Source organism: Dyadobacter sp. CY347, assembly GCF_021502655.1.
Classification (GTDB): domain Bacteria; phylum Bacteroidota; class Bacteroidia; order Cytophagales; family Spirosomataceae; genus Dyadobacter.
This window is the reverse complement of sequence record NZ_JAKFFT010000008.1, coordinates 15465-41755: the sequence shown is the minus strand read 5'-3', so window position 1 is coordinate 41755 and position 26291 is coordinate 15465. Positions and strand designations below refer to the sequence as shown.

Here is a 26291-nt window from a genome sequence, read left to right as displayed (position 1 = left end):
TTTCGTTAATTAGAATGTTGCTCTCAGATTGAAACCATAGCTGCGTGTCGAAGGAAATCCGAAGTAATCAAAACCCTGCGAGTTACCATTTGCATAGTTGGATTCAGGATCAATGTTCGGCGTATTTTTAAACAAAATAGCCAGGTTACGACCTACAAACGACAGCGACAGGTTTTGCAATGGCGTTTTTGAAAGCAGTTTTTTCGGGAATGAATATCCTACGGTGAGCTGTCTCAATTTAATAAATGAAGCATCGTAGAGATACATTGTGGTTACAGCATTGTCTCCTTCACCACCCACGGCACCCCAGTAATTGTAGGCTTCCAAAGGAGTGAGTGTTTTGTTAAATGGCTTGTACTCGGTTCCTTCCTGCGTCACGCCGGTTACTGTAAGCGGCGCTTCACCTTCGCGACCTTGTAACGAAGCTTTGCTCAATCCCCACTGGTCCAGCCTCATGTTTGTTCCCGAAAGAATGTCGCCACCCACTTTGAAGTCAACCAGGAACGAGAGGTCAAATCCTTTGTAATTGAATGCATTGGTCACACCACCAGTCATTTTTGCAATGCCGTTTCCAATGACCTTATAGCCGGCCTCGCTTACCGGACGGCCATCTTTATCGAATACAGGCTGACCATCCGGTGACATTTTCTGCACGCGTCCGGTAATCATTCCAAATGGCTGGCCTACAATGTTCTTAACAAATGCATTCCGCGTCCTTGGCTCATCCATGACCAATTCTGTTGTTCCTTCAATAAGCGATTTCACCTTGCTGTTGTTTTTCGCAAGGTTCACCGTTACGTCCCATACCAGGTTGTTGCTTTTGAGCGGCGTTGCAGATAACAAAAGCTCGATACCACGGTTTTGTAATTTACCCAGGTTCACAGAAGTGCTGCCGAAGCCCGAAGCTTTCGAGATTGTAGCATTCAGGATATCGTCCGTAGTTTGCTGGTCGTAGTAGGTGAAGTCAATGCCCAGCTTGTTGTTGAAAACCCTGAAATCAATTCCGACTTCGGTTTCTGTTACAGTCAAAGGTTTGAGCGCCGGATTCGGGATGTTTCCGCCATTGCCCATTGCCTGAGAAAATGAAGCCATAGGGATTCCCAAATGCGCGTTTCCATTCAGAGAATAGGTCAGATTGTTTTGGTAAGCATCTATTGTAACATTACCAACCTGTGCCCAGGATGCCCTTACTTTACCATAAGATAACCACGCTGGAAGTCCTTTGAAGGCATCAGAGAAAACAAAGCTACCACCCAAAGATGGATATAAGATGCTGTTTGTTGCCGGGTTAAGCACTGAAAACCAGTCATTTCTTGCTGTTGCTGTAAGGAACAGATAGCCGTCGTAAGAGACTTCCGCCGATCCCAGAAGCGAATTGATACCACTTTCTTTTGGATCGTAATTAAAGGATCTTTCTTTCACATTGTTCAAAGCAGGGAAGAACTGGACATTGAATCCGTTGCCGTAAATATTTGTGTATTCGTACTTCCTCCGCATCCTGTTTCCGCCTGCGAAAGCCGTAAATCCAATTTTTCCAAATTCCTTGGATGCGCCAATGGTATACTCTGCATTAAGCTCCGATACATCCCAGTTTCCCAGATTTCGGGCACCGCCGCGCTGGTAACCTGTGCCTTCCGGCGTTAGGGCTTCTGCCCGTCTGCTGTATTTGTCAAGACCTACACGTCCCTGGATGAAAAGCCAGTCCGTAATCTGGTATTTCAATTGACCGGAAGTGATAATCCTGTTTTTCTGGTCAGATTTGATGAATTGGTAAGCAACCCAATATGGATTCTGGCCCCAGTTGTTGCTGGCCTGCTGCATTTCTTCTCCTACTGATCTCGACTCGGACACACCCCAGACAGCGAGGCTGGCGGGGTCGGTGCCTGCCGGGATAGCACCCGGTTTTGCAGGATCTCCGTAGTAATCCAGCACATTCTGGTCACCCGGAATCCGCCAGATCGATTGAATGGCATTACCTGGTGAGTCAGAAACATTAGGTCTGTTTTTCGCTTTTTCTTCTGAGTAAAGCACCTTGGCATCGAAAAACAGTCTTTTGCCAAATTTCGATTGCGTAGACAATGAAAGGTTAATCCTGTCAAAACCAGAGTTCGGGATAATGGTTGTGCTTTTCAGGTTGGTTACCGACGCACGGAAATTTTGTGTTTCATTTCCACCGGAGAATGCAAGGTTGTTTGTAAACGCATATCCTGTTTTCAAATAGCGTGAAAAATTGTCGCCGGCGTAGGAATAAGGGTGCATTTTACCATCAAAACCAATCGCCTGGCTGTTGTCAAACTTTGGTCCCCATGAATCGTCGCCCCAGTCGTAAGCCTGGGCCTGGTTGGCGGGCTTGCTGGCAACGCCGTTTACATAACCGCCTGCTCCATACGAATGTTGCAGGTCAGAAAGGTCATTTAATTTTTCAAAAACATAATTTGAGCCGAATTCAATGCCGACGCCTTTTCTTTTGGTGCCGCGTTTTGTGGTTACGTTGATAACCCCGTTGGCAGCGCGCGAACCGTAAAGTGCGGCTGCGTTAGCCCCTTTTAACACCGTTATTGATTCAATGTCGTCCGGGTTGATGCTGGACAATCCATCTCCTTCATCCGATCCGCCCCAAAGACCTGCCTGTCCGAAATTGCTGTTATCCATAGGGATACCATCGATTACATAAAGCGGCTGGTTATTGCCTTGAAGCGACTTGTTACCACGGATAATCACGCGGGATGATCCGGCAGGGCCAGATGCCACTTTGCTTACATTAACCCCGGCAACACGCCCGGCTAATGAGTTACCCAGGTTCGCTTCCCGGGCAGCTGTCAGGTTATTGCCGTTCACTTCCGTAATGGAATAGGCGAGTGCACGTTTATCGCGGCTGATACCCAGGGCAGTAACCACAACCTCATTCAATGCAGTGGCTTCGGCAGCCAGGCTCACATCCACCACACTTGCATTCACCACCACTTCTTTGGAAACGTAGCCAATGTAGCTGAATGTTAAAGTTTTTCCTTTGTCAACGGAAATGGAATATTCCCCCTTATCGTTGGTTGTTGTTCCCCGCGTCGTTCCCTTCACCACAACGTTCACACCGGCGATTTCTCCGCCGGATGCGTCATTTACTTTCCCGGATACTGTCATTTCCTGTGCATAGCCGTTGAGGGCGAGCATGGAGAGAAGTACCAACACAATGTTCAGTACAAGTTTTTTCATACGCTTTCTTTTCTGGAATAGGTTAATCAAATTGGTAACATTGGATCTTGCAAAATCCGGCTCAAATATACCACCTAGTAGAGCATACCGTTATAATTCTTTTTTATCTAAAAATAACACATTTCTGACAGTTATTCAATGTGTTATGTACTTTTTTTTTCTTTAAAATCTGCTGTAATGCCTTGTTTATCAGCATTAAGCTTTAAGAAATTGTACAGGCGAATTTTTCTGTGCTAATACTATTATCAAGAATGTCGCCTATCTATATACGTTCAGATTTTGTCTAGCAATTTCAGGGGCAACTTTCATTGCGTGAGTCAGGTTTTTACGATCTAATGATTGGGCAACTTCTTATACCAGGTTTTCCAGAGGATCAATGCGGATAGGGCTAGTATGACTGCTGCAATCGCTGTTTCTGTCGGCATGAGCAGCACCAGAAATACAGGCAGTGCAGTAATGGAAGTCTGTGCAATGATACCAACCAGAACATTAAACATATCCCACTTGAAATTTTGGTTGGGTTCAAACAGCGGATCTTCCGATTTTACAGCATCTGCCACCGGTCCCCAAAAGCCCCAAGGCCGGATCGTTTTGTAGAAGTTCTTTAATGTTTCAAAATCTGTGGGAGGCGTTAGCAATGAGCCTGCAACCGCGCCAATCGTTGAAATCAGCAGGATTATTGGAAAATAAAATAGCGGGACGGTTCCCCGGAAAATGTATGGAGCCACCAATGCGCAGAGAATACCCGAAAGCATTCCCCAGAAAAAACCACTGCTATTAAACCGCCACCAATGCCATTTCAGCACATTAGAAGCAATGTAACCGCCAAAAAGCGCTGAGACGATCCATTGCAGAATGCTGTTGACGTCTCTGGCCAGAAAACCGAGCAGGATACTGATCGTCACAACGGCAAGGCCCAGCAGGTAATTCATTCTGGAAATCTGCTTGTTAGTAGCTTTCGGATTAAATGATTTCAGGTAAATGTCATTAACAAGATAAGCCTGCGCGGCATTGAATGTGCCCGCAAATGTTCCCATAAAAGCGCCCATCAGCCCCACCAACACCAATCCAAGCAAACCTGACGGAATATAAGTGTTGAGCACGGCAGGCAGGATCCGTTCAAAATCCGTTTTGTCTGCGATTGAAATATTGAGATCTTTATAAAACAGCAAGCCAAGAATGGTGACGCCGATAATGAGCAGATAACGCGTAGGAAGCAGCACCACATTTACGATCATGCTCATCAATGCAGCCTCACGGGGTGTTTTGGTTGAAAGGATCTTTTGCATATCATAACTGGGAACAGGACCGGCCAGACTGGCTAAAATGCCTTTGGCTGTCATTAACGCAAAGAAATAACCGAAAGGTGAGAAGCCATTGGCCTTGATTTTCTCGTTTACTTCCGGAATGTGCATGCTCCAATCCAGGTCAAGTTCTTTACCAAAAAACAAATCGTTCCAGCCTACAGGAACGGGCAGTGAACGCACATTATGCAGTGCCATCATGGCAATAACAGCGATGGCGACGGATACGAAAACCATGATTGCATAATGGATCAGATCGGCCCAGACGATACTTTTCATGCCGCCCAGTAATGAATAAAAAACCGTGAACAATGTAAAAATGACCCCGTAAACATGCGCTGTATAGTCGGGACTAATTGTAAAGGGCAAATATGGCTGGACAAAACGCCAGGGAATAAAAATCTCGATAAACTTGCCCAATCCAATAAATCCGTAAGCCATGAAACCAAGACAACTCAGGAGCGCAAATGCAATGATGGTCTTATGCGATGGCAATGCGTCCTCTGTGTTCCCAAACCGTGTCAGCATCCATTCGGCACCCGTTGAAACATTGGATCGCCGCAGCCATACTGACAGGTAAACCATCATGAATATCTGGTTAAAAACCGGCCATAACCACGGCAGCCAGATGCTTTTGACACCGTAAACGAACATAATAGAAACCATCCAGACAGTCCCGGAAATATCGAACATTCCCGATGCATTAGAGACGCCCAGCATCCAGAACGGCATGGATCTACCGCCCAGCATGTAATCATTCTTACTTTTTTGCGCCTGTTTTTTAAGTATGATTCCAATCACCGTTACCAGCAGCAGATAGGCAATGATGACAAGGAAATCAATCAGTTTTATTTTCATGAAAAAGGTCCGGCGTCCATGATATTCTTATAGTGGTGAATTTAAAATAATCGACGAATATTTTTTACAAACAGATCAACAATCGCGTGTTAAGTATAGTACTATTTTATCTGGAATTGTAATTTTTAAAATAAACAGAATCTGAAATTTTGAATTCTATGAAATTAAAAGTCTCCTAATCCGTCATATTTAAAATTTTCTGCTCCAATTTAGCAGCTATGTGATTGAAAATTCATTATTTTGGTATAATACATTTTAAACATTAAATCATTATATTAACACACTTTGTAAACCAAAATAATGTATGAGTGAAATTTACCGTGAAATTACCCCATTGACTCAGTATGACTGCTTTACAATTTTCGCCAGGAAAAAAACCGTTTTTGATTTCCCTTTACACAGCCACGATGAATTTGAGTTGAACCTGGTGTTGTCGGCTAAGGGGGTGAAAAGAATTGTGGGAGATCATACCGAAGTTATTGACGATGCCGAGCTGGTGTTGGTAGGAAACAATCTGCCGCACGGCTGGCTAACCAATGCGTACAAATGGCAGGAAGGCGGGCCTGAGGTGCATGAAATTACCGTCCAGTTTCACCGTGACCTGTTTGATGATAAATTTCTGAAACGCAATCAGCTGTTTTTTGTGCGGTCATTGCTTGAAAAATCTTCAAAAGGAATTGCTTTTTCGAGGGAAACCATCGAGCGCATTACGCCGCGACTTACCGCACTCGTTCAGAAAAGCGGTTTTGATTCCATTCTCGAACTAATGTCTATCCTGCACGATCTGTCCGTTTCCAGGAACATGCGGACGCTTTCAAACAGCACATTTACAGGCGAAAGCGTCAACTTTAATAGCAGAAGAATTGAAAAAGTGTTTGCGTATATGCGCGACAATTATGACAAGGAGGTTAATCTGGAAGGTGTTTCAAAATTGGCGGGAATGTCCGAAGTTTCGTTCAGCCGGTTTATCAAAAAACGGACAGGCAAGACATTCATCGAAAGTCTGAACGAGATCAGGCTGGGACACGCGTCCAGGTCGCTGATTAACACCTCGAACACGATTTCGGAAATTGCTTACAAATGCGGATTTAATAATCTGTCGTATTTCAACCGTATTTTCAAAAACAAAAACGGCTGCACGCCCAAGGAATTCCGGGACAATTATTCAGGGACGCGGACATTTATCTAAGGGTAAAAAAGCCAAAAGTTCAGAGTTTAAAGTTGTTCAAACCTTTAACTCTGAACTTTTGGCTGTTAAACGCAAAGTTGAAATCACTTTCAACTTTGAATTCTAAAAACTAGACTTTCAGCATCCAGCCGAATGTATCTTCTTCCTTGCCAGTACGTAAATCGGTCAGGTAACGCTTCACCTTATTTACAAATGAATCTTCTTTGATCTCCGGAAGTGGGTAATCGACGCCTTCATAAGCGATGGACGCAAATGGAGAAATAACAACCGCCGTTCCAGCGCCAAATGCAGCTTCCAGACTTCCGTCTTTCAGGCCATCAACAATTTCTTTTACACTTACCCGACGCTCTTCCACCGGAATGCCCCAATGTTGTGCAATGGCGACAATGCTTTTGCGCGTAATGCCGTCCAAAGTTGTTTCAGAAACATAAGGCGTAACCAATTTCCCATCCAAAATGAACATAATGTTCATCGTTCCCGATTCTTCAATGTAGGCATGCTCACGAGCATCCGTCCAGATCAATTGATCATAGCCTTCCTGCTGCGCCAGTTTTGCCGGATAAAGTGAACCAGCGTAGTTTCCAGCACATTTGGTTGCACCCACACCACCTTCGGCGGCACGGATAAAATGCGTTTCCACTTTCACGCGCGGCGGTTTTGCATAATATGTGCCAACCGGGCTTGTGAATATGATAAAGTAGTAAGAATCAGATGGTTTTACACCAATATATGGGTCCGTAGCGAACATATACGGGCGAATATATAGCGAGCAGCCCTCTTGCGATGGCACCCAATCCGCATCCTGACGAAGCAATTCTGTAAGCCCGCTCATGAAGACTTCTTCCGGGATTGTGGGCATGCAAAGGCGTTCTGCCGATTTATTCAGTCGTTTCCAGTTGTCGATAGCGCGGAAAAGAAGCACTTCACCTTCTGCACTTTTATAGGCTTTCATGCCCTCAAAAATAGCCTGGCCGTAATGCAGTGCAGCGGTTGCAGGGCTTAGCGAAAGGTCACCGTAAGGGACAATGCGCAGGTCTTGCCATTGGCCTTCGCGATATTCGGCGATAAACATGTGGTCGGAGATGTTCCGGCCAAAAACGAGATTGTTGAAATCAACCTCTTGCAAACGTGAATTTGTTGTCTGCTGAACCTCTATTTGCAACGTGTCGGCTGTCATAATGCCTAAAATTTAGATTGCGGATATTGTTTTTTAAGGAAGTTTTGCGTCTTTCTTAAGTCCCGCAATTTAAAAAAATAAATCAATAATCAACAGATATTTAGTATAACAATTAAATTTTCGGAGTAACCCTGGGTTTCCACGTAACTTCCTCAATTTCCAGCTCGTAGGTCATGGCGCGGCAGAGCATAAACAAGTAATCAGAAAGCCTGTTAAGATAGCGGATCACAATATCCTCAACCTCCTCGCCCTGCTGCAAATGGATCACCGCACGCTCCGCACGGCGGCAAACTGTGCGGGCAATGTGGCCAAACGAAACCGATTGGTGCCCGCCTGGCAAAACAAATGCTCTTAAAGGTGGAATTTGCGAATCAATCACATCCATTTCCGTTTCCAGCAGCGTTACGTCATCTTCCAATAAATCCGGCAAAACCCGCTTCACTTGATCCGACTCAGAAGCCAAATGCGACCCAATCGTAAAAAGCCGGTCCTGGATTTCCTTCAAAAGATCCCGCCGCTGTGCATTCACAGGCTGATCCCGCAGCATGCCAATATAACTATTCAGCTCATCCACAGTCCCATAAGCATCAATCCGCACATGCGCCTTACTCAACCGCGTCCCGCCGATCAACGACGTAGTGCCTCGGTCACCTGTTTTGGTGTATATTTTCATTGTATTAAAATTTTAGATTCACTCCCTCATCTGAAAGTAGGGTGTAAAATTGTTTTGGATTCAAAATCGACAATCTTGGGAAGTCAGTGTTTTTGAAAATTTCAAAATGCTTGTCGAATGTAACCAAGCAAGTGGCATTAGCGGATATTGCGAGATCTGAAAACTTGTTATCATCAGGATCATCTTCAATTAAATTCCATCGAAAATGAGGTTCTGCGAAAATAACGTTACTAGCGGTGCAGAGAATTTCAAGGACGAGTTGTGCCGTTTTCTGAGAATAGAATTCAGTCAGTTTTTCTTCATATTCATCTAAAACACTTGTGCTGACGATCCAATCAAAAGCTTCTGCTTCGAACGATTGGTAAAGGAAGAATTCAAAATTTGTTCTTTTAATGGTCTTAATCAAGACATTTGTATCAATGACCACACTCAGTTTACTCATGCGCCTCGCCTGATTTGGATCTCAAATCATTTGATTCCAACTTTTCATAGTCTGAAGCAGAAATCCCTTTTTCTTGCACGACCTTATCCACTTCGTCAAACAGTTTTTTCCCAAGATGCTTTACAATGATCTTTTTGATTTCCAGAACATCTTCATCCGGAATTTTTCGGTCAAACATTCTGAGAAGGCCAATTTGGATTTCATTAAGCCCTGCTGTGTGATGGGTCGTTTTCATGGCAAATCATTTTATTTCAAATATATCAAGATTTCAGTTGAGAAGAGAATCAAGTCTACTTCTTTAAAAAGCTGAATCATTAACATTCCCAATTAGGTTTTAGAAACTCCCCAACCTAATTTTGCACCCAAATTTACTATGGCGAAAAAACCTTTTGGAGGTTCCTGATTCATGAAAGTTACAACATTTGTTATAAAAGTATGGCGTTGGATGTCCCTTCTGCTGGTTATCGGGGCACTGGTATGGACTTATTCGGTTTTTCCGCAAACGGTTGCCGTGGATTTTTCAGACAACGGGCTGGCTGAAAAATATCTGGAAAAAGAACATATTTTTTACATTATCATGGGTTTGTTTCTTTTGAATAATGTGCTGATAACGGGCTTAGCAAGACATATCCCGAAAGTGGATCCGATGCATTTGCCTATTTTGAACAAGAAAGTCTGGGCACAGCACCGCGAAGCTCTGAATGAGCACCTTACCAACTGGCTTTTTTGTCTCGTTGCCGTTATCAATACGATTATCGGATTCAGTCTCTTCGCATTGGCCACGATCAACAGTCAGCAATACAAGTTGGATGTTTTTGATTTTTCGTGGTTGTATTATGTGGGTATAGGCCTGATGGTTATCATTTTCCTATTGCCACTACGGCTTTTGTGGACGCCTGCTCCTGAGGATAAATTATAAGTTAAAACGGGATGAAGGAAGGAGAAAACGGGAGCACGGAAAGTTTGCAAAGCAATTGGTTTAAAGCCGCAGAATCGATTCGTCTGGAAGATTACATTTACGATCTGCCCGACGAAAAAATCGCAAAATATCCGTTGGAACAGCGCGATCATTCAAAGCTGATGATTTATAAAGACGGTGAGATTGCGCATAAGCAGTTCAGCGACCTTCCCGAAAACCTGCCAGCCAAAACGCTTCTCGTTTTCAATGACACCAAAGTAATCCCTGCAAGGGCTTATTTCAAAAAAGAAACCGGCGCTGTAATAGAGGTTTTGCTGCTCCATCCTGAGCTTCCGACGCGCGTTATTAATGATGCAATGCTGGTCAGGCATTCCTGCGTTTGGGAATGTATGATTGGCAACAAAAAGCGCTGGAAATTAGCGGATAAGCTAACCACGAACATTGAAATCACTGGTCAGCAAGTTAGTTTAAGCGTTAATTATGAAGATTATGATCAAAATCTGGTTCGCTTAACCTGGGATGGTGACTTTGTGTTTTTAGATATTGTAAAAGCACTCGGCGAGATTCCATTGCCGCCTTACCTGAACCGCGACACCGAAGAGCGTGATTCTGAAACTTACCAAACCGTTTACGCGCATCATGACGGAGCCGTGGCAGCTCCCACTGCTGGCCTGCACTTCACGCAGAATATTTTTGAGAAACTGGAATCAAAAGGCGTAAAGCGTTCATTTCTGACATTGCATGTGGGCGCAGGAACGTTTCAGCCTATCAAAGTCACTTCTGTAACGGAGCATAGAATGCATTCTGAGCAGGTTGTTTTTACTAAGCAACTGATTAATGATCTGCTGGAAAATCTGGAAACGATCGTTCCGGTCGGAACCACGTCCTTGCGGTCTCTGGAAAGCTTATACTGGTTCGGCGTAAAGCTTTTTCGCCAGGAGACAACGGAATTTTTCATTGAGAAGCTATATCCCTATCCGTTTGCCGAAAAGGATCTTCCATCTGCAAGCGAAGCATTGCGTTCAATTCTGGCTTTCATGGAGGAGCGAAACATGGACCATATTTTCGGCGAAACAGAAATCTTCATCTTTCCAGGCTACGAATTTCGTCTCTGTAAAGGCATAGTAACCAATTTCCATCAGCCAGGCTCCACTTTAATTTTATTAGTCGCTGCTTTCACGGGACAAGATTGGAAGCGCATTTACGCTGAGGCGTTGCAGAAGGATTACCGGTTTTTGAGTTATGGGGATTCTTCGTTGTTGTGGCGTAAGGATTGATTTGGTTAGCTAGCAAATCACTTCACGCTCACAACCTCACTCATCTTAGAAACACCATTCTCATTAAAAGCCTCAATAGCAAAATAATACGGGACACCAACATTCAAAGCCCTCAACTCAAATGTATTAGGCTCATCATTCCAAAATTGGTAAGTCTGATATAATTTATCTGGCGCAATGCCCCAAAGCACATTATAACCAATCACTCCCGGCACTTTCTCCCATTTCAAATCTGCATTTCTTGTGTCTTTCTGACGAATCGCGGTGAAGCTTGCAGGCGTCTGCGGCGCTTTGCCAAAGCCATTCCCAAAAACTCTGAATTCACTAATTGCTAAATTGGGTGAAGCAACGTAAATGTGCTCATAGCGGACATAACGCGCTTTTAAAGGTTTTGAAAGCTCAATGTAAGCGCATGGACGGTCGCGTTTGGGCTCGTTCGTGAGGTCGCTTACAACGTCCCATTTCTTGCCATCAATAGAAGTCAGAATTTTGAATTGTGTATAGACGACTTCTGGTTTGTTATCAAAAATGTCTGATTTGTAATCTGAATAATTTACCTGTACAGCTTTAATTTCCTGCTCTTTTTGGAGATCAATGGTAAGCGTTTCGCCTGGTTTGTTTTGTTTGGCGACCCAGAATGTTCTTGGATTTTCGTCTGTGATTTTTGCGGCGGACATAGTGTCCATGACGGATGATGCTGTAACCGGCTTTTTGTAAGAGAGCAGCATCCAGCCTGTGAACAATTCATCGCCTTTTCCTTCCCACTTTTTAGTTGTCATCTTGTGCGGGAAATCACCAAATCTGGTGTTGGCGAACATTTGGCCGTCTTTGTCAAACCCGGCTGCATATCTCACGATCCTTCTTTCCATGCCCCAATTGTAGCCGATCCAAGATGTTCCGGTGTTCCAGTAATTGCCATAATGATCCTCAAATGTATTTCCATGCCCCGCCCCGGTCGCGAAGCCGCCGGGCTTGTAGGAAACTGGGTTGTACGGGGCATAAGTGAACGGCCCGAGCGGATCGTCGCCGACGTAAGTGCCGTTGGCATAAACATTATATTCCGTGCCTGGCGCACCGTATTGCAGGTAATATTTGCCATTATGCTTGGTCATCCAGGCGCCTTCGGTAAATGGTTTGAAGGGATCGGAATGGTTTGGGCCGAAGCGTTCCCAGCCGTGTTCGTATTGATTTAACCAAAACATGGCCTTGTATTGATCTTTGAAAGCCAGCTTTTTGCTATGGTCCAGCTCCGCGCCGAAAATTGGATAGACATTCGACGAACCCCAATACATGAACCACCTGTCTGTATCCGGGTCATGATAAATGGCTGGGTCCCAAGGGCCAATGTCTTTCGGCAAGCGCGGCGTCCAGCGGTTATAAAACTCCCAAATGGCTTTTTCCGGCGCAACGGAATAAAGAATGGGACGCGATTCGAAAGTGGACTGAAACAAAAAAAGTGTGTCACGAACAGAAACCGCCGCCGGTGCACACATATCCTCGAACGGCCAACGATTTGCCGTCAGATATTTCCAATTAATCATGTCTTTGGAATGCCAGTAACCGCCCTGAATGGTCACAAACATGTAATAATCACTCCCTTTGCCCGAAACTTTATGGTTAATGATCACCGGATCAGCACCGGAGCGGTAACTGATTTTTTCGTTCAACTGCTCAAAATTGTATTTGTAATCAATGTCCATCGGATTACAATAGGTCGTTTGGGCAGAGGAAGGCAGAAAAGTGGCGGCGAATAATGTGCAGCAAATGGCTAGTAAAATGTTTCTGATCATTAGTATGTGAGGTTTGAATGCAGGAAAATCTTTTAATCATGCTAAAATAGGCACTTTCCCGGTAAACCGATAACGTTTACCTTTGCGCTTCGATTTTGAAATAAGAAACACCATTTATAATGACAATTGATTTTGTTGAAGAACTGCGCTGGCGCGGAATGCTTCATGATATGATGCCGGGAACGCACGAGCAACTGCAGAAAGGAATGACGGCCGGTTATATCGGTTTCGATCCCACGGCATCTTCTCTGCACATCGGCAACCTGGCAACAATTATGCTGCTCGTTCACTTCCAACGTGCAGGCCACAAGCCTTTTGCATTGATTGGCGGTGCAACCGGAATGATCGGCGATCCGTCATTTAAGGCTTCGGAACGGTCATTTTTGGATGAAGACACATTGCGTATCAACCAGGAAGGCATTCGCAAGCAATTGGAACAATTCCTGGATTTTGACTGTGGTGAGAATTCGGCTGAGATGGTCAATAATTATGATTGGTTCAAGGACATTGGCTTTCTTCAATTCCTACGCGAGGCAGGTAAATTTTTGAGCGTCAATTACATGATGTCCAAAGATTCAGTTAAAAAGCGTCTGGAAACGGGCATTTCATTTACTGAGTTTTCTTACCAATTGCTGCAAGGCTACGATTTTTATCATTTATACAAAAACAAGAATATCCGCTTGCAAATGGGCGGCTCCGATCAATGGGGCAACATTACAACCGGCACCGAAATCATCCGCCGCAAGGAAGGCGACGAAGAAGGCTATTTCAAAGCCTACGCACTAACAACGCCGCTTTTAACTAAATCTGACGGCTCGAAATTCGGCAAGAGCGAAGGCGGAAACATTTGGCTTGACGCTGAGAAAACGTCTCCATACGAATTCTATCAATTCTGGCTTAATCAGTCCGATGAGGATTTACCGCGTTATCTGCGGGTTTTTTCTTTCAAAAACAAAGAGGAAATTGAAGCATTAGAGACCAGCCACGCCGCCGAGCCACATTTGCGTATCATGCAAAAGGCATTGGCATCGGAACTAACAATCCGCATCCACTCAGAACGTGCATATCAAACTGTTTTGAAAGCATCGGAAGTGTTATTCGGCAAAGCAACATTGGAAACATTGCAAAGCATCGAAGCCGACGAATTCGACACAATCTTTGCAGGCGTGCCGCAGACTGAGATTTCAAAACAAGAATGGAGCGAAACGGCTAATATTACCGACCTGATCTCGACTGTTACAAAATCAGAAATTTACGCTTCAAAAGGTGAGGCTAGGAGAGCGATCCAGCAGAATGCGGTTAGTGTTAATAAGGTAAAAGTCACTTCTGCTGAGCAGGCTTTGAGTGATTTCAGTTTGCTGCAAAATCGGTTTTTGCTGATTTCGAAAGGGAAGAAGAATCATTTGGTTAGGGTTGTTTAGTTAGTTCACCAAATAAATTCCGGAGGAGTAACCTGTTTCTAGCTATAAAGTTAAATTTATTCGAGGCTCCGGTTGGGGCCTCATTTTTTATCATAGTTTTTATAAGTCCTTTTTCTAGATTTGAAAAAGATCTAAACTTTCTTGTAAGATTTTCTTACAAAAACTTTACTTTTGAATGTCAAAATCATTTAACTCAATAGAGGAGGCATTTGCCTGGTTTTTGGAACACGTTTACAAAAACCTGTCGCCGGAAGAGAAAAAAGGCGAATTGGTAAGCGCTTGGCGAAGTTTTACATTTAAACAAGGCATATCTCAAAAGCGGATGATCTCCATTTTAGAGCGTTATGGTTTTGATGTAAATATTTCAGTGACTTATAAAAAGTAAATTTTTTTGTTCAGGTTTTGTAAGATTTCCCTACATCATTATTAACTATAACCACTATCAAAGATGATTATCAAGTCAAACCTAAACAATGAACAACGGTCTTTTACGGAAGCAGAGGCTCAACTGCTATTTCAGCAGCATGAAACAATTAAAGGATTTTTCCAACGGGATAGTAGCGTTGAGATAGTAAACTCACTAAACACTTTGGTTGAAACTTTTTTGTTTTCGGAAGATTCAGATAATGTAACTCCGGAAATGCGCGTGCACATTGCAAATCAGCTGCGCGTGGTAACTTTTATCACCAAGCTTGGTGAAACAACGGTTAAATGGTAGACAATTTGATTGGAGTAAGTATATACTTATAGCTCGATATCCCTATTTCCACTGAATCGGGAACCGTAAATCATAGCATTTAACTCTTCCCAGTAAAACTATTCAAAACCGGCGCAGCCGTGGGATTGTATTGATACGATTGCCAAGTGCTATCCTCGTAGATCTCCACAATCCGATATCCCTTATAAGTCGTTCCCCAATTTCCACCGAAGTGCCCGTCAAAGAAGTAAGGCTTCTTTCCGTAGATTTTGGTGCTGTCCTGGTCGTGGTCGTGGCCGTTGAAGATGGCTTTGATGTTGGGGGTGTTTTCGAAGAGGGCGATGACTTCTTTGCATTCGATTCCGTTGACGGTCCATTTTGCGGGGGTGATGTGCAGGAATACGAAGATGCCTTTTTTGTCTTTGTGTTTGGCGATTTCGTTTTTTAGCCAGGTTGCGTCCGGGCACACGTATTCGCCTTTTTCATTGGATGTATCGCCGATGATGAATGCGTATTCGCCTTTTGCAAAGCTGTGGTTGGTAGGATAACCCCAGGTGCTTTGCCACACGTCCAAACCAACCTTGTCATGGTTGCCGCGACTTACATAAAACGGCACGCTAAGGTTGCTAATGGTGTTTTTGAAATCATATAATAATGTTGGGTCGTCGTGGATAAGGTCGCCGTTGAAGAATAGGAAATCAACTCCTTTCTGCATCTTTTCCCGATTTACCCAGCTGATCAAGTCCGTGTGGAATTGCTTGAAATCGGTGTCAGGCTGGCCATAATGTCCATCGGAAGCGACTATGAACCGCATGGAAATTCTTGCGGGAACATTGTTTTCTTTTGGTTTTGATATGAATGAAAGGCCTGGCAATGCGGGTAAAAGTTTGAGAAAAGAGCGGCGTTTGAATGTCATTGTATCGTTCAGGTTTGGGTCGTTTCAGGGTGGTGATATTATTCCAAAAATAGTTATTCGCGAAGGATATTTTCTTTATTCTTGCACCTTGTTAAGAATATTTAATATAAAATTCAATTCATGGATCGCTTAATCCTGCAAAAAGCTGCGTCTTATTGTGCTTACCAGGAAAGGACGCAAGATGAAGTAAGACAACGCCTGAAAAAATGGAATGTGTGGGGAGATGAGGCCGATGAGCTCATTGCGGAGCTGATTTCAATGAATTATCTGAGTGAAGAACGCTTTGCGAAAACCTATGCGGGAGGGAAGTTTCGGATGAAAAACTGGGGCAGGATGAAGATCAGGCAGGAGCTTAACCGGCGTGGGTTAAGTCAATATAGCATTGAAAAGGGGATGGGGGAGATTGAGGATAAGGCGTATGTGGAAGGGTTGAAAACGCTTTTAGAGAAGAAGAGAAATTTGCTTTTGAAAACGGAGAATGATCCTTTTAAGCTGAAACAGAAATTAGTGAGGTTTGCGTTAGGGAAGGGTTATGAGAGTGAGTTGGTTTGGAAAACGGTTGATGAGTTGCTGGCATAAATGCCTGTCAGCCTGAGCCTAAACGCCTGTCAGCCTGAGCGGAGTCGAAGGCGCGCTACTCCTGGGTAACGCGCCGTCGACTCCGCTCAGGCTGACAGAGGCTTAGTTAGCTAACATCTTACTTAAAAATCCGAATCAAACGAAATCTTGTGCCCCGAATCCTTATCCTTCACACCGCTCATAACCCCAGCTTTCTGATATTCTCCAACGCGTTTTTCGAAGAAGTTGGTTTTTCCTGGGAGTGAGATTAATTCCATGAAATCGAACGGGTTAGCGGAACCGAATTGTTTGTCGCAGCCCAATCTTTCCAGCCAGAAATCGGCGATGTATTCAATGTATTGTTTCATCAGCTCTGCATTCATGCCGATTAAGGAAACCGGCAATGCTTCAGTAATGAACTCTTTTTCAATTTCAACCGCGTCCAGCATGATTTCGATCACGCGTTCCTTTGGTAATTGGTTTACAATGTGTCTGGTATAGAGCAAACATGCGAATTCACAGTGTAAACCTTCGTCGCGGGAAATAAGCTCATTCGAGAAAGAAAGTCCGGGCATTAAGCCGCGTTTTTTGAGCCAGAAAATAGAGCAGAACGATCCTGAAAAGAAAATTCCTTCTACTGCTGCAAATGCAATGATCCTTTCAGCAAACACCGGACTGTTGATCCATTTCAATGCCCAATCTGCTTTTTTCTGAACGCAAGGAATGGTGTCGATGGCGCGTAGCAAATGGTCTTTTTCAGACGGATCTTTAATATATGTATCGATCAGCAACGAGTAAGTTTCGGAATGGATGTTTTCCATCGCGATCTGGAAGCCGTAAAAACACTTGGCTTCTGCATATTGTACTTCACTCAGAAAGTTGACTGCCAGGTTTTCATTTACAATTCCATCGGATGCCGCAAAAAATGCAAGCACGTGAGAGATAAAATGCCTCTCACCGTCGCTCAGATTCTCCCAGTCTTTCATATCCTGAGAAAGATCGATCTCTTCGGCCGTCCAGAAAGACGCTTCGTGGCGTTTGTACATTTCCCAGATATCGGAATGTTTGATCGGAAATAGCACAAACCGCAAAGGATCTTCTACTAACAGGGGTTCCTGCCTGGTAAGTTCTTGTGACATAAGTATTTAAAAATTTTAACGGGGACCAGATGTATAATTTATTGATTAATCCGCGCCAGATTTGCCGGACTGGAGAAAACAAATCTACATGCTTTGATTCGGAAATTCAAGGAGAAACTGATCAAATTGAATTCTTATCCGGGCGATATTCTTAGGACGAATAAACTAACTTTGTCATGCTCACATCACTTTAAATTGCGCTTACATTGAAGATTTCCGGATTCACAATTATCAGAAATGCCATCATTAACGACTACCCGATTGTAGAGGCAATCACGTCCATACTGCCGGTTGTGGACGAAATGCTGGTGAGTGTTGGGCTTAGTGATGATGATACATTGGGTCTGATCCGGTCCATTGCTTCGGACAAGATCAGGATCGTGGAATCGGAATGGGATATGTCGCTGCGGGAAGGTGGAAAAGTGCTGGCGGTGGAGACAGACAAGGCTCTAAAAAAAATCTCGCCGGACGCGGATTGGGCATTTTACATTCAGGGTGACGAAGCCGTGCATGAAAAATATCATCAGGCAATCATTGATTCCTGTGCGCGTCACCTGGATGATGAGCGTGTAGAAGGCCTATTGTTTGATTACGTGCATTTTTATGGGACCTACGATTATATTGGAGACAGCAGAAAGTGGTATCGACGGGAAATCCGCATTATAAGGAATGAGAAAAAACCCAAAGCTCAGCCCATTTCGGCTTATCGCGATGCGCAGGGATTTCGTCGGGGAAACCAGAAATTAAATGTCATGCACTCCGGCGCTGCGGTTTATCATTATGGTTGGGTGAAAAGCCCGGCGCAGATGAAAACCAAGATGAAGAATGTGAGCCGTTTCTGGAACGAAGGTGAAGCCTGGGATAAGATTTTGGAATCGGAAGATTTTTTCAATTACGAAGAATTTGACTCGCTGACGCATTTCAAAGGATCGCATCCATCGGTGATGGAAAGCCGGATCGCCCGGCAGAGCTGGAAAGTGGAACTGGATACGTCCAAAAAGAAATTCAAGTTGAAGGACGCGCTGCTTTACTGGTATGAAAAACGGACGGGGAGGCGTCTTTTCGAATTCAGAAATTACCGCTTATTATAGCGCAGATGTGCAAATCCATGGAATCAGATAACAAATTTTAGCGTTTTAATACTTAATATTGTAATTTCAGTTACTCACAAAATTCTTTCTATTGCATGTTTGAGTATTTTAAAAATTCAATGGCTCGTAAAAAAGCCCGTCGCCAGTTTCAGGAATATCCTCATAAAACGGATACATTTTTGCTGGCGGAAGAAGGAGAAATATCATTCGCAAACTGGAAAAACCCATTGGTAAATCCAAAGGTCATTACACAGGAAGAAGTTAATTTTTTCAAGAAATTTATTCCAAAGGGAAGCCTTTGCATTGACATCGGGACAAATATCGGTGACACTACTGTGCCGATGGCACTAGCCACCGGAAAAACCGGTACGACCATCGGTTTTGACCCTAATCCGCACGTTTTCAAGATTTTAGAAAAGAACGTTTCACTTAATGTTGATAAAACCAATATAATCCCACTGCCCTACGCGATCACGAAAGAAGAAGGCGAATTCTATTACAGTTCTTCTGAGGCTTCGTTTGGTAACGGTGGAATTTCAAATGAAATCGTTGAAGATCAGGGTTCCTTTCAGCTTCCCGAGAAAATCAAGGGCATTAACCTTGAAAATTTCTTGAAATCGAATTACGCTTCTCTGTTATCAAAATTATCATTCATCAAAGTGGATGTGGAAGGCGCTGATATGGAAGTGATTAGGTCAATTAGTAATCTCATCAGACAATTCAAACCCGTGCTTGTGGCTGAATGTTTTCCAAAAGCAACAACAGAAGAACGCGCTGAATTGTATCACATCGTTTCCGAATTTGGCTACACATTACATTACTTTTCAGACTTCAACGAGCACGCGAAGATTATCAAAATCGAAGGTCCGCGCGATATGAATAAGTGGAAGACCTTCAATTTTTACGCTGTTCCAAACGAAGCCTAAATCCAGCGTTTTCGGCGGAAAAACCAAAGTACAATCAGCGAAGAAAGCAGCATTAACAGCAGCGAGACCCAGAATCCCCACGGTTCTGCTGTTGAGGGAATATGATTGTAATTCATACCAAAAATCCCTGCAATGAGCGTCGGCGGCATGAATATGATCGTCACCACCGTGAAAATTTTGATCACCTGGCTTTGCTCAATGTTGATCAAACCCATGAATGTATTTTGCAGATATTCAAGGCGTTCGAAATTAAAAGTGGTGTATTCCAATAGTGAGCTGATGTCTTTCAGGATAATGCGCAAATGTTCCTTCCTGTCCTCCGGAAAATACTGACTTCTTAAAATTCCTGACAAAACGCGTTGCTTGTCAATGCTCGTTTCCCGGAGCATCATTGTAATTTCCTGTAAACCACTGATGCGGATCAGGACTTCCTGACGGGCTTTTTGTTCGCGTGTCAGGTCTTTACTAATGGCAGAAATATCCCGCGAGATGCCTTCCAGGGAATCTGCATCGGCTTCAATACGCGTTTCCAGCAACAATAGCATGAAGTCCACGCCACTCTGAATTCCTTCCGGGCTGACTTTCATTTTCTTAACCGTATCAGCAAATGTTTTGGAGTCGCCTCGCCGGTATGTGAAGAGCACATTTTGGTATAATATGAAGGAAACCGGATATGTTTCATAACTATCCCGATCAATTTTCAGGAAGTTTGAGTTGGCGTTAATGGTGTCATTTTGTTCAAAAAACCGCGAACTGCTCTCAATTTCGACGATTTCCTGAGGCGTCTGGAAGCTGATATTACATTTATTCTCCACCCATTCCTCTTCCTCAGCACTCGGCGACTGCAAATCAACCCAAACCAAATTTTTAACTTTTCCAAGCTCACGAATATCATTCTCGCGCTTGATCAGCCGGCCTTCCTTATAAAATATGCGTACCATTTTTTAAAGTTGGGAAAAAAGAAGCAACCACAAAAACCGATTTCCAAAAATGCGGATTTAAGTTAACTTGCATACAGATCTCAGTACTCAATCACACACTATTTTGAAACACAACTTTTACCCGATCGAAGCATCGACAGATTATTTACGCTTTACCTTTGAAAGCAGGTCAGCAAGTAAGCGAATCCGTATACACGTTCAATTTCTTTTGATTGATGAAAATGTTTACAATCTTGCCTTTGGTGATATTGACAAGTATGGAGAGCTTGATGATTTATCCGTGAGTGACAATCAGGATATGGAGCTAGTTTTAGCCACAGTAATCCAGACCGTTTTCTCATTTCTTGAATTAAATCCTGACAAAAAAGTGTTCTTTCAGGGGAGCACTCCTTCAAGAACTCGACTCTACCAAATCGTCATCACTAGGGAAAAGCAACATTGGGATGATCAATATGTTGTTGAGGGAATTATTAATGAAATTAGTGAAGCATTTCAACCCGGGAAGAACTATGAAGCCTTCCTTATCAATCTAAAACATAGGATATGAAGACAACCACAAAATACTCGGTAGACATTTCAAAAATAACGATTAACGATAACATTAAAAGCCATGCTAATGACCCATTTGTCATCAAAAAAATGGAGATGGCTAGGGAGACTTTAAGTAAGCTCAAAAAGAAATTTTAAACTCAGACATTCACGAACTTTTGAAATTTGCGATCTATATTTTATAGGATCATCGTACTTTTGCATCATGCAAAGTACAAGTTCCCCAAGTATCTTCACAACTCAATTCTGGTTACTTGGCCTTAGTTCGTTTCTTTTTTCTTCCAGCTTCAACATGCTCATTCCCGAGCTTCCGGGATATCTTACCGAGATGGGCGGTGCCGAATATAAAGGCGCGATCATTGGATTATTCACATTAACAGCCGGACTTTCTCGTCCATTCAGTGGTCGCTTAACCGACCGCATTGGCCGCGTTCCTGTCATGGCGTTCGGCTCGATTGTATGCTTCGTTTGCGGATTTTTGTATCCAATTTTCACAACAGTAATGCCTTTTCTGCTACTAAGGCTAGTTCATGGTTTTTCAACAGGCTTTAAGCCAACCGGAACATCAGCCTATGTCGCGGACATTGTTCCTGCGAGCAGGCGCGGGGAGGCGATGGGCGTGCACGGGATGTGTATGGGCGTTGGTTCTGCCTTCGGGCCGGCGGTTGGGAGTATGATTAGCGAGGCGTTTTCCTTGAATGCATTGTTTTATACTTCTTCGCTATTTGCGTTTTTATCCATTGCGATCTTGCTGAATATGAAAGAGACGCTGGTTAAAAAAGAGCGGCTTTCTTTAAATGCTTTTAAAATCACGGGTAGGGATATTTTTGAGCCTGCTGTTTTTAGCCCTGCACTGGTCACATTCCTTTGCTACTTTGGTTATGGCGCTGTGGCGACGGTTACACCGGATTTCAGTGGCTATTTAGGATTGCAGAACCGTGGTTTTTATTTCATGTTTTTCACCATTTTCTCTATTCTGATCAGACTTTTTGCCGGAAAGATTTCGGATAGGCATGGTCGGATTCCCGTGACCATTGCTGGTTGCGTTGTGCTTATTATCGCGATGATCATAACAGGTTATGCTGATTCCGTCCCGATGTTTTTTGCCGGGGCTGCATTTTTTGGCATGTCGATGGGCATTTTGTCGCCTGTGCTTTCGGCCTGGACGGTCGATTTGAGCCAGGATGATAATCGCGGACGATCCATTGCTACAATGTTCATTTCTTTGGAAGCGGGAATTGGCTTAGGCGCATTTTTATCGGCTGAACTCTTTGCAAACCGACGCGGGAATCTGCCGCTGGTTTTCTTTGTCATGGCCGGCTTTGCCATGGCCGCATTAATTTACACGGTCTTGATTTATCAATTCAAAAAACGCCGCGCCCGTGTTATTTGACGATAGTTACCAAACCGTCACCGGGCCAGCGGAAGGTTTTTTCAAAGATAAAGGCAGCAAATTTCTGGCTTACAGTTTTCCAATAGAAGGCGAAACGGATGCAAAAGCACATCTGGCGACATTGCGGGAGCTGCATCCCAAAGCCGTGCATCATTGCTACGCCTACCGGTTGGGCGCGGACCGCATGAGTTACAGAATGAGCGATGATGGCGAACCATCGGGAACTGCGGGCCGACCGATCCTTAATACATTGTATTCCAGGAATGTTACCAATGTGCTGGTGGTTGTGGTACGTTATTTTGGGGGCACATTACTGGGTGTTCCGGGATTGATTAATGCTTATAAACTGGCGACCGAGGATGCTTTAAGCCAGTTGGAGATTGTTACTCGGCATTTCTACAATTTATATCAGCTCAATTTTTCCTATCCGCAAATGAATGGTGTCATGCGGATTGTGAAGGAAATGGAACTGCCTATCAGAGAGCAGGTTTTTGAGATGGAATGTCGCTTAGTCGCGGAAGTTCGTGTAGCAAGCACGGAAAGGTTTATTGCTCGCTGTGACCAGGTTGAGGGACTTACTCACTCTCTTTTAACATCCGAATGAAATCGTCTTCGTAATCTTTAATCGCTTTTAGCAATTCCTTTAACTCCTGTTCTTCCGGCGAGCCTTTTTTTGCGCCAAAGATTTCATCTGCCCGTTCCGAGGCCTTTTCGTATTCGCTTTCGTTGTTGATTTTCATAATATTGCTTTTTGAATCAAGATCGGACGCGTCAAGATGCGTCAAATTTTTGCTAAAATAATAAAGAACACGCAGGTGACATTGCTTATTACATATTTTAGATACCAGGGATTTGCAATGATCCGCCGAAGCACAATGTTGTAAGCAAACTTTGCAACTCTGAGCCGATTTTTTGGGTTATCCAATAACCAGTTTTACTGAACTTTATCGCAAACGGAAATATCATTTTGGAACATTTGAATGCAACTGAGCTCGAAGGCCAGGATTTAATTGAAGTAGAAGGTGCACGCGAGCATAATTTAAAGAATATTGACGTCAATATCCCGCGAAACAAGCTTGTGGTGGTCACAGGCATCAGCGGAAGTGGGAAATCTTCATTGGCTTTTGACACGATTTATGCGGAGGGACAGCGCCGATATATGGAGAGTTTTTCTTCGTATGCGCGCGGATTTATCGGCGAAATGGAGCGGCCGGATGTGGACAAGATCAGCGGGTTGTCGCCCGTAATCAGCATTGAGCAGAAGACCACTTCCCGTAACCCGCGATCAACGGTTGGGACGGTTACCGAAATTTATGACTTCCTGAGGTTGCTTTACGCGCGTGCGGGCGAGGCGTTTTCTTATGTTACAGGCCGGAAGATGGTCAAGCAATCGCAGGATCAGATCATTAATCAGTTATTTACACAGTTTTTAGGCAAAAAAATCAGCCTGCTTGCGCCTGCGGTGAAGGGCCGTAAAGGGCATTATAGAGAGCTTTTTGTTCAAATCGCGAGGCTTGGTTATAATAAGGTTCGAGTGGATGGCGAAGTGCAGGAAATTGCGCCGAAAATGCAGCTGGACCGCTATAAAGTCCATGATATTGAGATTGTTATTGACCGAGTTGTTCCAAAAAAAGAATCCGAAGATCCGCAGTCGCGCTATCGGTTGAGCCAGTCTGTGGCAACGGCGATTAAGCAGGGAAAAGGAGCATTGATGGTTTTGGACGAAAAAGGAGAAACTTACTATTTTTCTCAAAACCTGATGGACCCGGAATCGGGCATAAGCTATGACGATCCTGCGCCTAATGCATTCTCTTTCAACTCGCCTTATGGCTGGTGCCCGACTTGTCAGGGTTTGGGAATGATCGAGGAAATCACGGAAGAGTCCATAATGCCGGATAAATCTTTGAGTATTACCAAAGGCGGCATTGCGCCGATGGGCGAATATCGGGAAGCCTGGATTTTCAAGCAGTTGGAGGTTTTGCTAAAACCGTTTAAAGTGACATTGGCAACGCCTTTGGACAAATTTCCTGAGGAGGCAATGAAACTCGTGCTTTACGGAAGTGAGGACGCGGTGCCTGTTCCCTCCAAAAAATACCCCGGAACAGAGTGGGAAACCAAGTTTGACGGCATTATAAACTTCCTGAAACGCCAGCAGGAAAGCGGAAATGATAAAATCCAGGATTGGTTAAAGGATTTTATGACTGTCCAGACTTGCCCTGAATGTAATGGCAAACGTTTGAGAAAGGAATCTTTGCATTTCCGGGTGGATGGTAAAGACATTGCAGAACTTGCGGATAGCGACATTCGGGTGTTGGCAGAATGGCTGGTAGGTTTGGAAGATAGATTAGAGGAAAAGCAACGCGTTATTGGTCACGAAGTTTTAAAGGAAATCAGGAAAAGAGTCGGTTTCCTGCTTGATGTGGGACTTGACTATCTGACATTGAACCGCGCATTAAGGACACTTTCAGGTGGAGAAGCGCAGCGGATCAGGCTTGCAACGCAGATCGGAACGCAGCTGACGGGTGTGCTTTACATTATGGATGAGCCTAGTATTGGTTTGCATCAACGTGATAATGTGCGGCTTATCAATTCTTTGAAGAGTTTGCGCGATCTTGGAAACACGGTTTTGGTTGTGGAGCACGATAAGGATATGATGCTGGCTTCTGACTACATTCTGGACATTGGACCTGGCGCTGGACGTCATGGCGGCAATGTTGTGGGAGCCGGAACGCCGGAAGTTTTTCTTCAAAATGGCTCGTTAACCGCAGAATATCTGAGCGGCAGAACTGCGATTGAGGTTCCCAAGAAACGCCGGAAAGGAAGTGGCAAAACGATCTCTATCAAAGGCTGCACTGGACATAATTTAAAAAATGTAAACATGTCGTTTCCGTTGGGAACGATGGTGTGTGTGACAGGTGTGAGTGGGAGTGGAAAGTCGTCGCTGATCCACGAAACGCTGTTTCCGTTGCTAAATCAATTCTTTTATAAATCAAGAAGAGAGCCGCTGCCGTACAAATCGGTGGAAGGGCTGGAAAATATTGATAAAGTTATTGAAGTGGATCAATCGCCAATTGGGCGTACGCCACGCTCGAATCCAGCGACTTACACGAATTTATTCACAGACATTCGGACACTTTTTGCTGAATTGCCGGAAGCGAAAATCCGTGGTTATAAGCCTGGGCGTTTCTCTTTTAATGTCAAAGGAGGACGTTGTGAGGATTGCGAAGGTGCGGGAATGAAGAAGATTGAGATGGATTTTCTTCCAGATGTGCATATCAATTGTGAAACTTGTAAAGGAAAGCGCTTCAATCGGGAAACATTGGAAGTGCGTTTCAAAGGAAAATCGGTCGCAGACATTCTGGATATGACCGTAGAATCTGCATTGGAATTCTTTGAAAATCAGCCACGGATTTTACGTAAAGTGCAGACATTAAATGATGTTGGCTTGGGTTATATTACATTAGGTCAGCACGCAACAACATTGTCCGGCGGAGAAGCGCAGCGGGTGAAACTTTCAGAAGAGCTTTCCAAACGCGACACCGGAAAAACGCTTTACATTCTTGATGAACCTACAACCGGTTTACATTTCCAGGATATCAGGCATTTGCTGAATGTGTTGAACAAACTGGTTGAAAAAGGAAATACAGTGCTCATCATCGAGCATAACCTCGACGTTATCAAAGTAGCGGATCACGTCATTGACGTTGGCCCCGAAGGTGGCGCGAAAGGCGGACGCATTATTGCAGAAGGAACGCCCGAAAAAGTGTCGAAGGTGAAGGGAAGTTACACCGGACATTTCTTGAAGGAAGAGCTGAAATAAG

24 protein-coding genes are annotated in these 26291 nt (G+C 44.0%); 13 read left to right on the top strand and 11 right to left on the bottom strand.

What is annotated here, in order from left to right:
- Window positions 1-9: 9 nt before the first annotated feature.
- Window positions 10-3210 (bottom strand): SusC/RagA family TonB-linked outer membrane protein, encoded by a 3201-nt coding sequence (locus L0659_RS18510; protein WP_235128088.1) that lies wholly within the window; start codon window positions 3208-3210, stop codon window positions 10-12.
- Between the two features lie 332 nt (window positions 3211-3542).
- On the bottom strand, window positions 3543-5372 hold the full coding sequence (locus L0659_RS18505) for a sodium:solute symporter family protein (RefSeq protein ID WP_235128087.1): 1830 nt from the start codon (window positions 5370-5372) through the stop codon (window positions 3543-3545).
- Between the two features lie 304 nt (window positions 5373-5676).
- Here L0659_RS18505 and L0659_RS18500 point away from each other — a divergent pair, with 304 nt between their 5' ends.
- Window positions 5677-6561, top strand: coding sequence for an AraC family transcriptional regulator (locus L0659_RS18500; RefSeq protein ID WP_235128086.1), 885 nt, complete (start codon window positions 5677-5679; stop codon window positions 6559-6561).
- Window positions 6562-6670: 109 nt separating this feature from the next.
- Here the strand turns inward: L0659_RS18500 and L0659_RS18495 are convergent, their stop codons facing one another.
- The 4 genes from L0659_RS18495 to L0659_RS18480 form a co-directional block, all read right to left on the bottom strand.
- Window positions 6671-7738 (bottom strand): branched-chain amino acid aminotransferase, encoded by a 1068-nt coding sequence (locus tag L0659_RS18495; RefSeq protein ID WP_235128085.1) that lies wholly within the window; start codon window positions 7736-7738, stop codon window positions 6671-6673.
- A 112-nt stretch (window positions 7739-7850) separates the two neighbouring features.
- Window positions 7851-8411: a cob(I)yrinic acid a,c-diamide adenosyltransferase gene (locus tag L0659_RS18490; protein WP_235128084.1), complete on the bottom strand. Its 561-nt coding sequence runs from the start codon at window positions 8409-8411 to the stop codon at window positions 7851-7853.
- Between the two features lie 4 nt (window positions 8412-8415).
- Window positions 8416-8853, bottom strand: a complete 438-nt coding sequence (locus tag L0659_RS18485; RefSeq protein WP_235128083.1) for a putative toxin-antitoxin system toxin component, PIN family — start codon at window positions 8851-8853, stop codon at window positions 8416-8418.
- Window positions 8846-9088, bottom strand: a complete 243-nt coding sequence (locus tag L0659_RS18480) for a hypothetical protein (protein WP_235128082.1) — start codon at window positions 9086-9088, stop codon at window positions 8846-8848. Before L0659_RS18480 ends, L0659_RS18485 begins: the two co-directional genes overlap by 8 nt.
- Window positions 9089-9298: 210 nt before the next feature.
- On the opposite strand from L0659_RS18480, the gene L0659_RS18475 reads away from it, so the two are divergent.
- Complete coding sequence (locus L0659_RS18475; protein WP_235128081.1) at window positions 9299-9772, top strand: hypothetical protein; 474 nt, start codon at window positions 9299-9301, stop codon at window positions 9770-9772.
- Between the two features lie 11 nt (window positions 9773-9783).
- Window positions 9784-11049, top strand: coding sequence for an S-adenosylmethionine:tRNA ribosyltransferase-isomerase (locus L0659_RS18470; protein ID WP_235128080.1), 1266 nt, complete (start codon window positions 9784-9786; stop codon window positions 11047-11049).
- A 17-nt stretch (window positions 11050-11066) separates the two neighbouring features.
- On the opposite strand, the gene L0659_RS18465 is transcribed toward L0659_RS18470, so the two are convergent.
- Window positions 11067-12839, bottom strand: coding sequence for a discoidin domain-containing protein (locus tag L0659_RS18465; protein WP_235128079.1), 1773 nt, complete (start codon window positions 12837-12839; stop codon window positions 11067-11069).
- A 125-nt stretch (window positions 12840-12964) separates the two neighbouring features.
- Between L0659_RS18465 and tyrS the strand changes: the two genes are divergently transcribed.
- The 3 genes from tyrS (at window position 12965) to L0659_RS18450 (ending at window position 14978) form a co-directional block, all read left to right on the top strand.
- The gene (gene tyrS / locus L0659_RS18460; RefSeq protein WP_235128510.1) at window positions 12965-14260 is read left to right on the top strand and encodes a tyrosine--tRNA ligase; all 1296 of its coding nucleotides are present in this window, start codon (window positions 12965-12967) and stop codon (window positions 14258-14260) included.
- A 175-nt stretch (window positions 14261-14435) separates the two neighbouring features.
- Window positions 14436-14645 (top strand): hypothetical protein, encoded by a 210-nt coding sequence (locus L0659_RS18455; protein ID WP_082217618.1) that lies wholly within the window; start codon window positions 14436-14438, stop codon window positions 14643-14645.
- A 63-nt stretch (window positions 14646-14708) separates the two neighbouring features.
- Window positions 14709-14978, top strand: a complete 270-nt coding sequence (locus tag L0659_RS18450) for a hypothetical protein (RefSeq protein ID WP_235128078.1) — start codon at window positions 14709-14711, stop codon at window positions 14976-14978.
- A gap of 79 nt (window positions 14979-15057) precedes the next feature.
- Here L0659_RS18450 and L0659_RS18445 read toward each other — a convergent pair whose 3' ends face one another.
- Window positions 15058-15873 carry a metallophosphoesterase gene (locus L0659_RS18445; RefSeq protein WP_235128077.1) on the bottom strand — a complete coding sequence of 272 codons (816 nt, stop codon included), beginning with the start codon at window positions 15871-15873 and terminating at the stop codon, window positions 15058-15060.
- Window positions 15874-15993: 120 nt separating this feature from the next.
- On the opposite strand from L0659_RS18445, the gene L0659_RS18440 reads away from it, so the two are divergent.
- Window positions 15994-16452 carry a regulatory protein RecX gene (locus L0659_RS18440; RefSeq protein WP_235128076.1) on the top strand — a complete coding sequence of 153 codons (459 nt, stop codon included), beginning with the start codon at window positions 15994-15996 and terminating at the stop codon, window positions 16450-16452.
- A 122-nt stretch (window positions 16453-16574) separates the two neighbouring features.
- Here the strand turns inward: L0659_RS18440 and L0659_RS18435 are convergent, their stop codons facing one another.
- Window positions 16575-17570: a ribonucleoside-diphosphate reductase small subunit gene (locus L0659_RS18435; RefSeq protein WP_235128075.1), complete on the bottom strand. Its 996-nt coding sequence runs from the start codon at window positions 17568-17570 to the stop codon at window positions 16575-16577.
- Between the two features lie 206 nt (window positions 17571-17776).
- Between L0659_RS18435 and L0659_RS18430 the strand changes: the two genes are divergently transcribed.
- Together L0659_RS18430 and L0659_RS18425 are read left to right on the top strand one after the other, a co-directional pair.
- Window positions 17777-18661: a glycosyltransferase family 2 protein gene (locus L0659_RS18430; RefSeq protein ID WP_235128074.1), complete on the top strand. Its 885-nt coding sequence runs from the start codon at window positions 17777-17779 to the stop codon at window positions 18659-18661.
- 119 nt (window positions 18662-18780) lie between these two features.
- Window positions 18781-19587 (top strand): FkbM family methyltransferase, encoded by an 807-nt coding sequence (locus L0659_RS18425; RefSeq protein WP_235128073.1) that lies wholly within the window; start codon window positions 18781-18783, stop codon window positions 19585-19587.
- Here the strand turns inward: L0659_RS18425 and corA are convergent.
- Entirely contained in the window at window positions 19584-20528 is a 945-nt protein-coding gene (corA, locus tag L0659_RS18420) for a magnesium/cobalt transporter CorA (RefSeq protein WP_235128072.1), read from the bottom strand. The two genes, L0659_RS18425 and corA, sit on opposite strands and share 4 nt — an antisense overlap.
- Before the next feature lie 103 nt (window positions 20529-20631).
- Between corA and L0659_RS18415 the strand changes: the two genes are divergently transcribed.
- The 3 genes from L0659_RS18415 to L0659_RS18405 all read left to right on the top strand — a co-directional run bounded on the left by L0659_RS18415 (window position 20632) and on the right by L0659_RS18405 (window position 23074).
- Complete coding sequence (locus L0659_RS18415) at window positions 20632-21075, top strand: DUF6934 family protein (RefSeq protein ID WP_235128071.1); 444 nt, start codon at window positions 20632-20634, stop codon at window positions 21073-21075.
- Between the two features lie 207 nt (window positions 21076-21282).
- The gene (locus L0659_RS18410; protein ID WP_235128070.1) at window positions 21283-22470 is read left to right on the top strand and encodes an MFS transporter; all 1188 of its coding nucleotides are present in this window, start codon (window positions 21283-21285) and stop codon (window positions 22468-22470) included.
- Window positions 22460-23074 carry a YigZ family protein gene (locus L0659_RS18405; RefSeq protein ID WP_235128069.1) on the top strand — a complete coding sequence of 205 codons (615 nt, stop codon included), beginning with the start codon at window positions 22460-22462 and terminating at the stop codon, window positions 23072-23074. Before L0659_RS18410 ends, L0659_RS18405 begins: the two co-directional genes overlap by 11 nt.
- On the opposite strand, the gene L0659_RS18400 is transcribed toward L0659_RS18405, so the two are convergent.
- Window positions 23046-23210 carry a hypothetical protein gene (locus L0659_RS18400; protein WP_235128068.1) on the bottom strand — a complete coding sequence of 55 codons (165 nt, stop codon included), beginning with the start codon at window positions 23208-23210 and terminating at the stop codon, window positions 23046-23048. The two genes, L0659_RS18405 and L0659_RS18400, sit on opposite strands and share 29 nt — an antisense overlap.
- Before the next feature lie 227 nt (window positions 23211-23437).
- Between L0659_RS18400 and uvrA the strand changes: the two genes are divergently transcribed.
- Window positions 23438-26290, top strand: coding sequence for an excinuclease ABC subunit UvrA (gene uvrA / locus L0659_RS18395; RefSeq protein WP_235128067.1), 2853 nt, complete (start codon window positions 23438-23440; stop codon window positions 26288-26290).
- Window position 26291 lies beyond the last annotated feature (1 nt).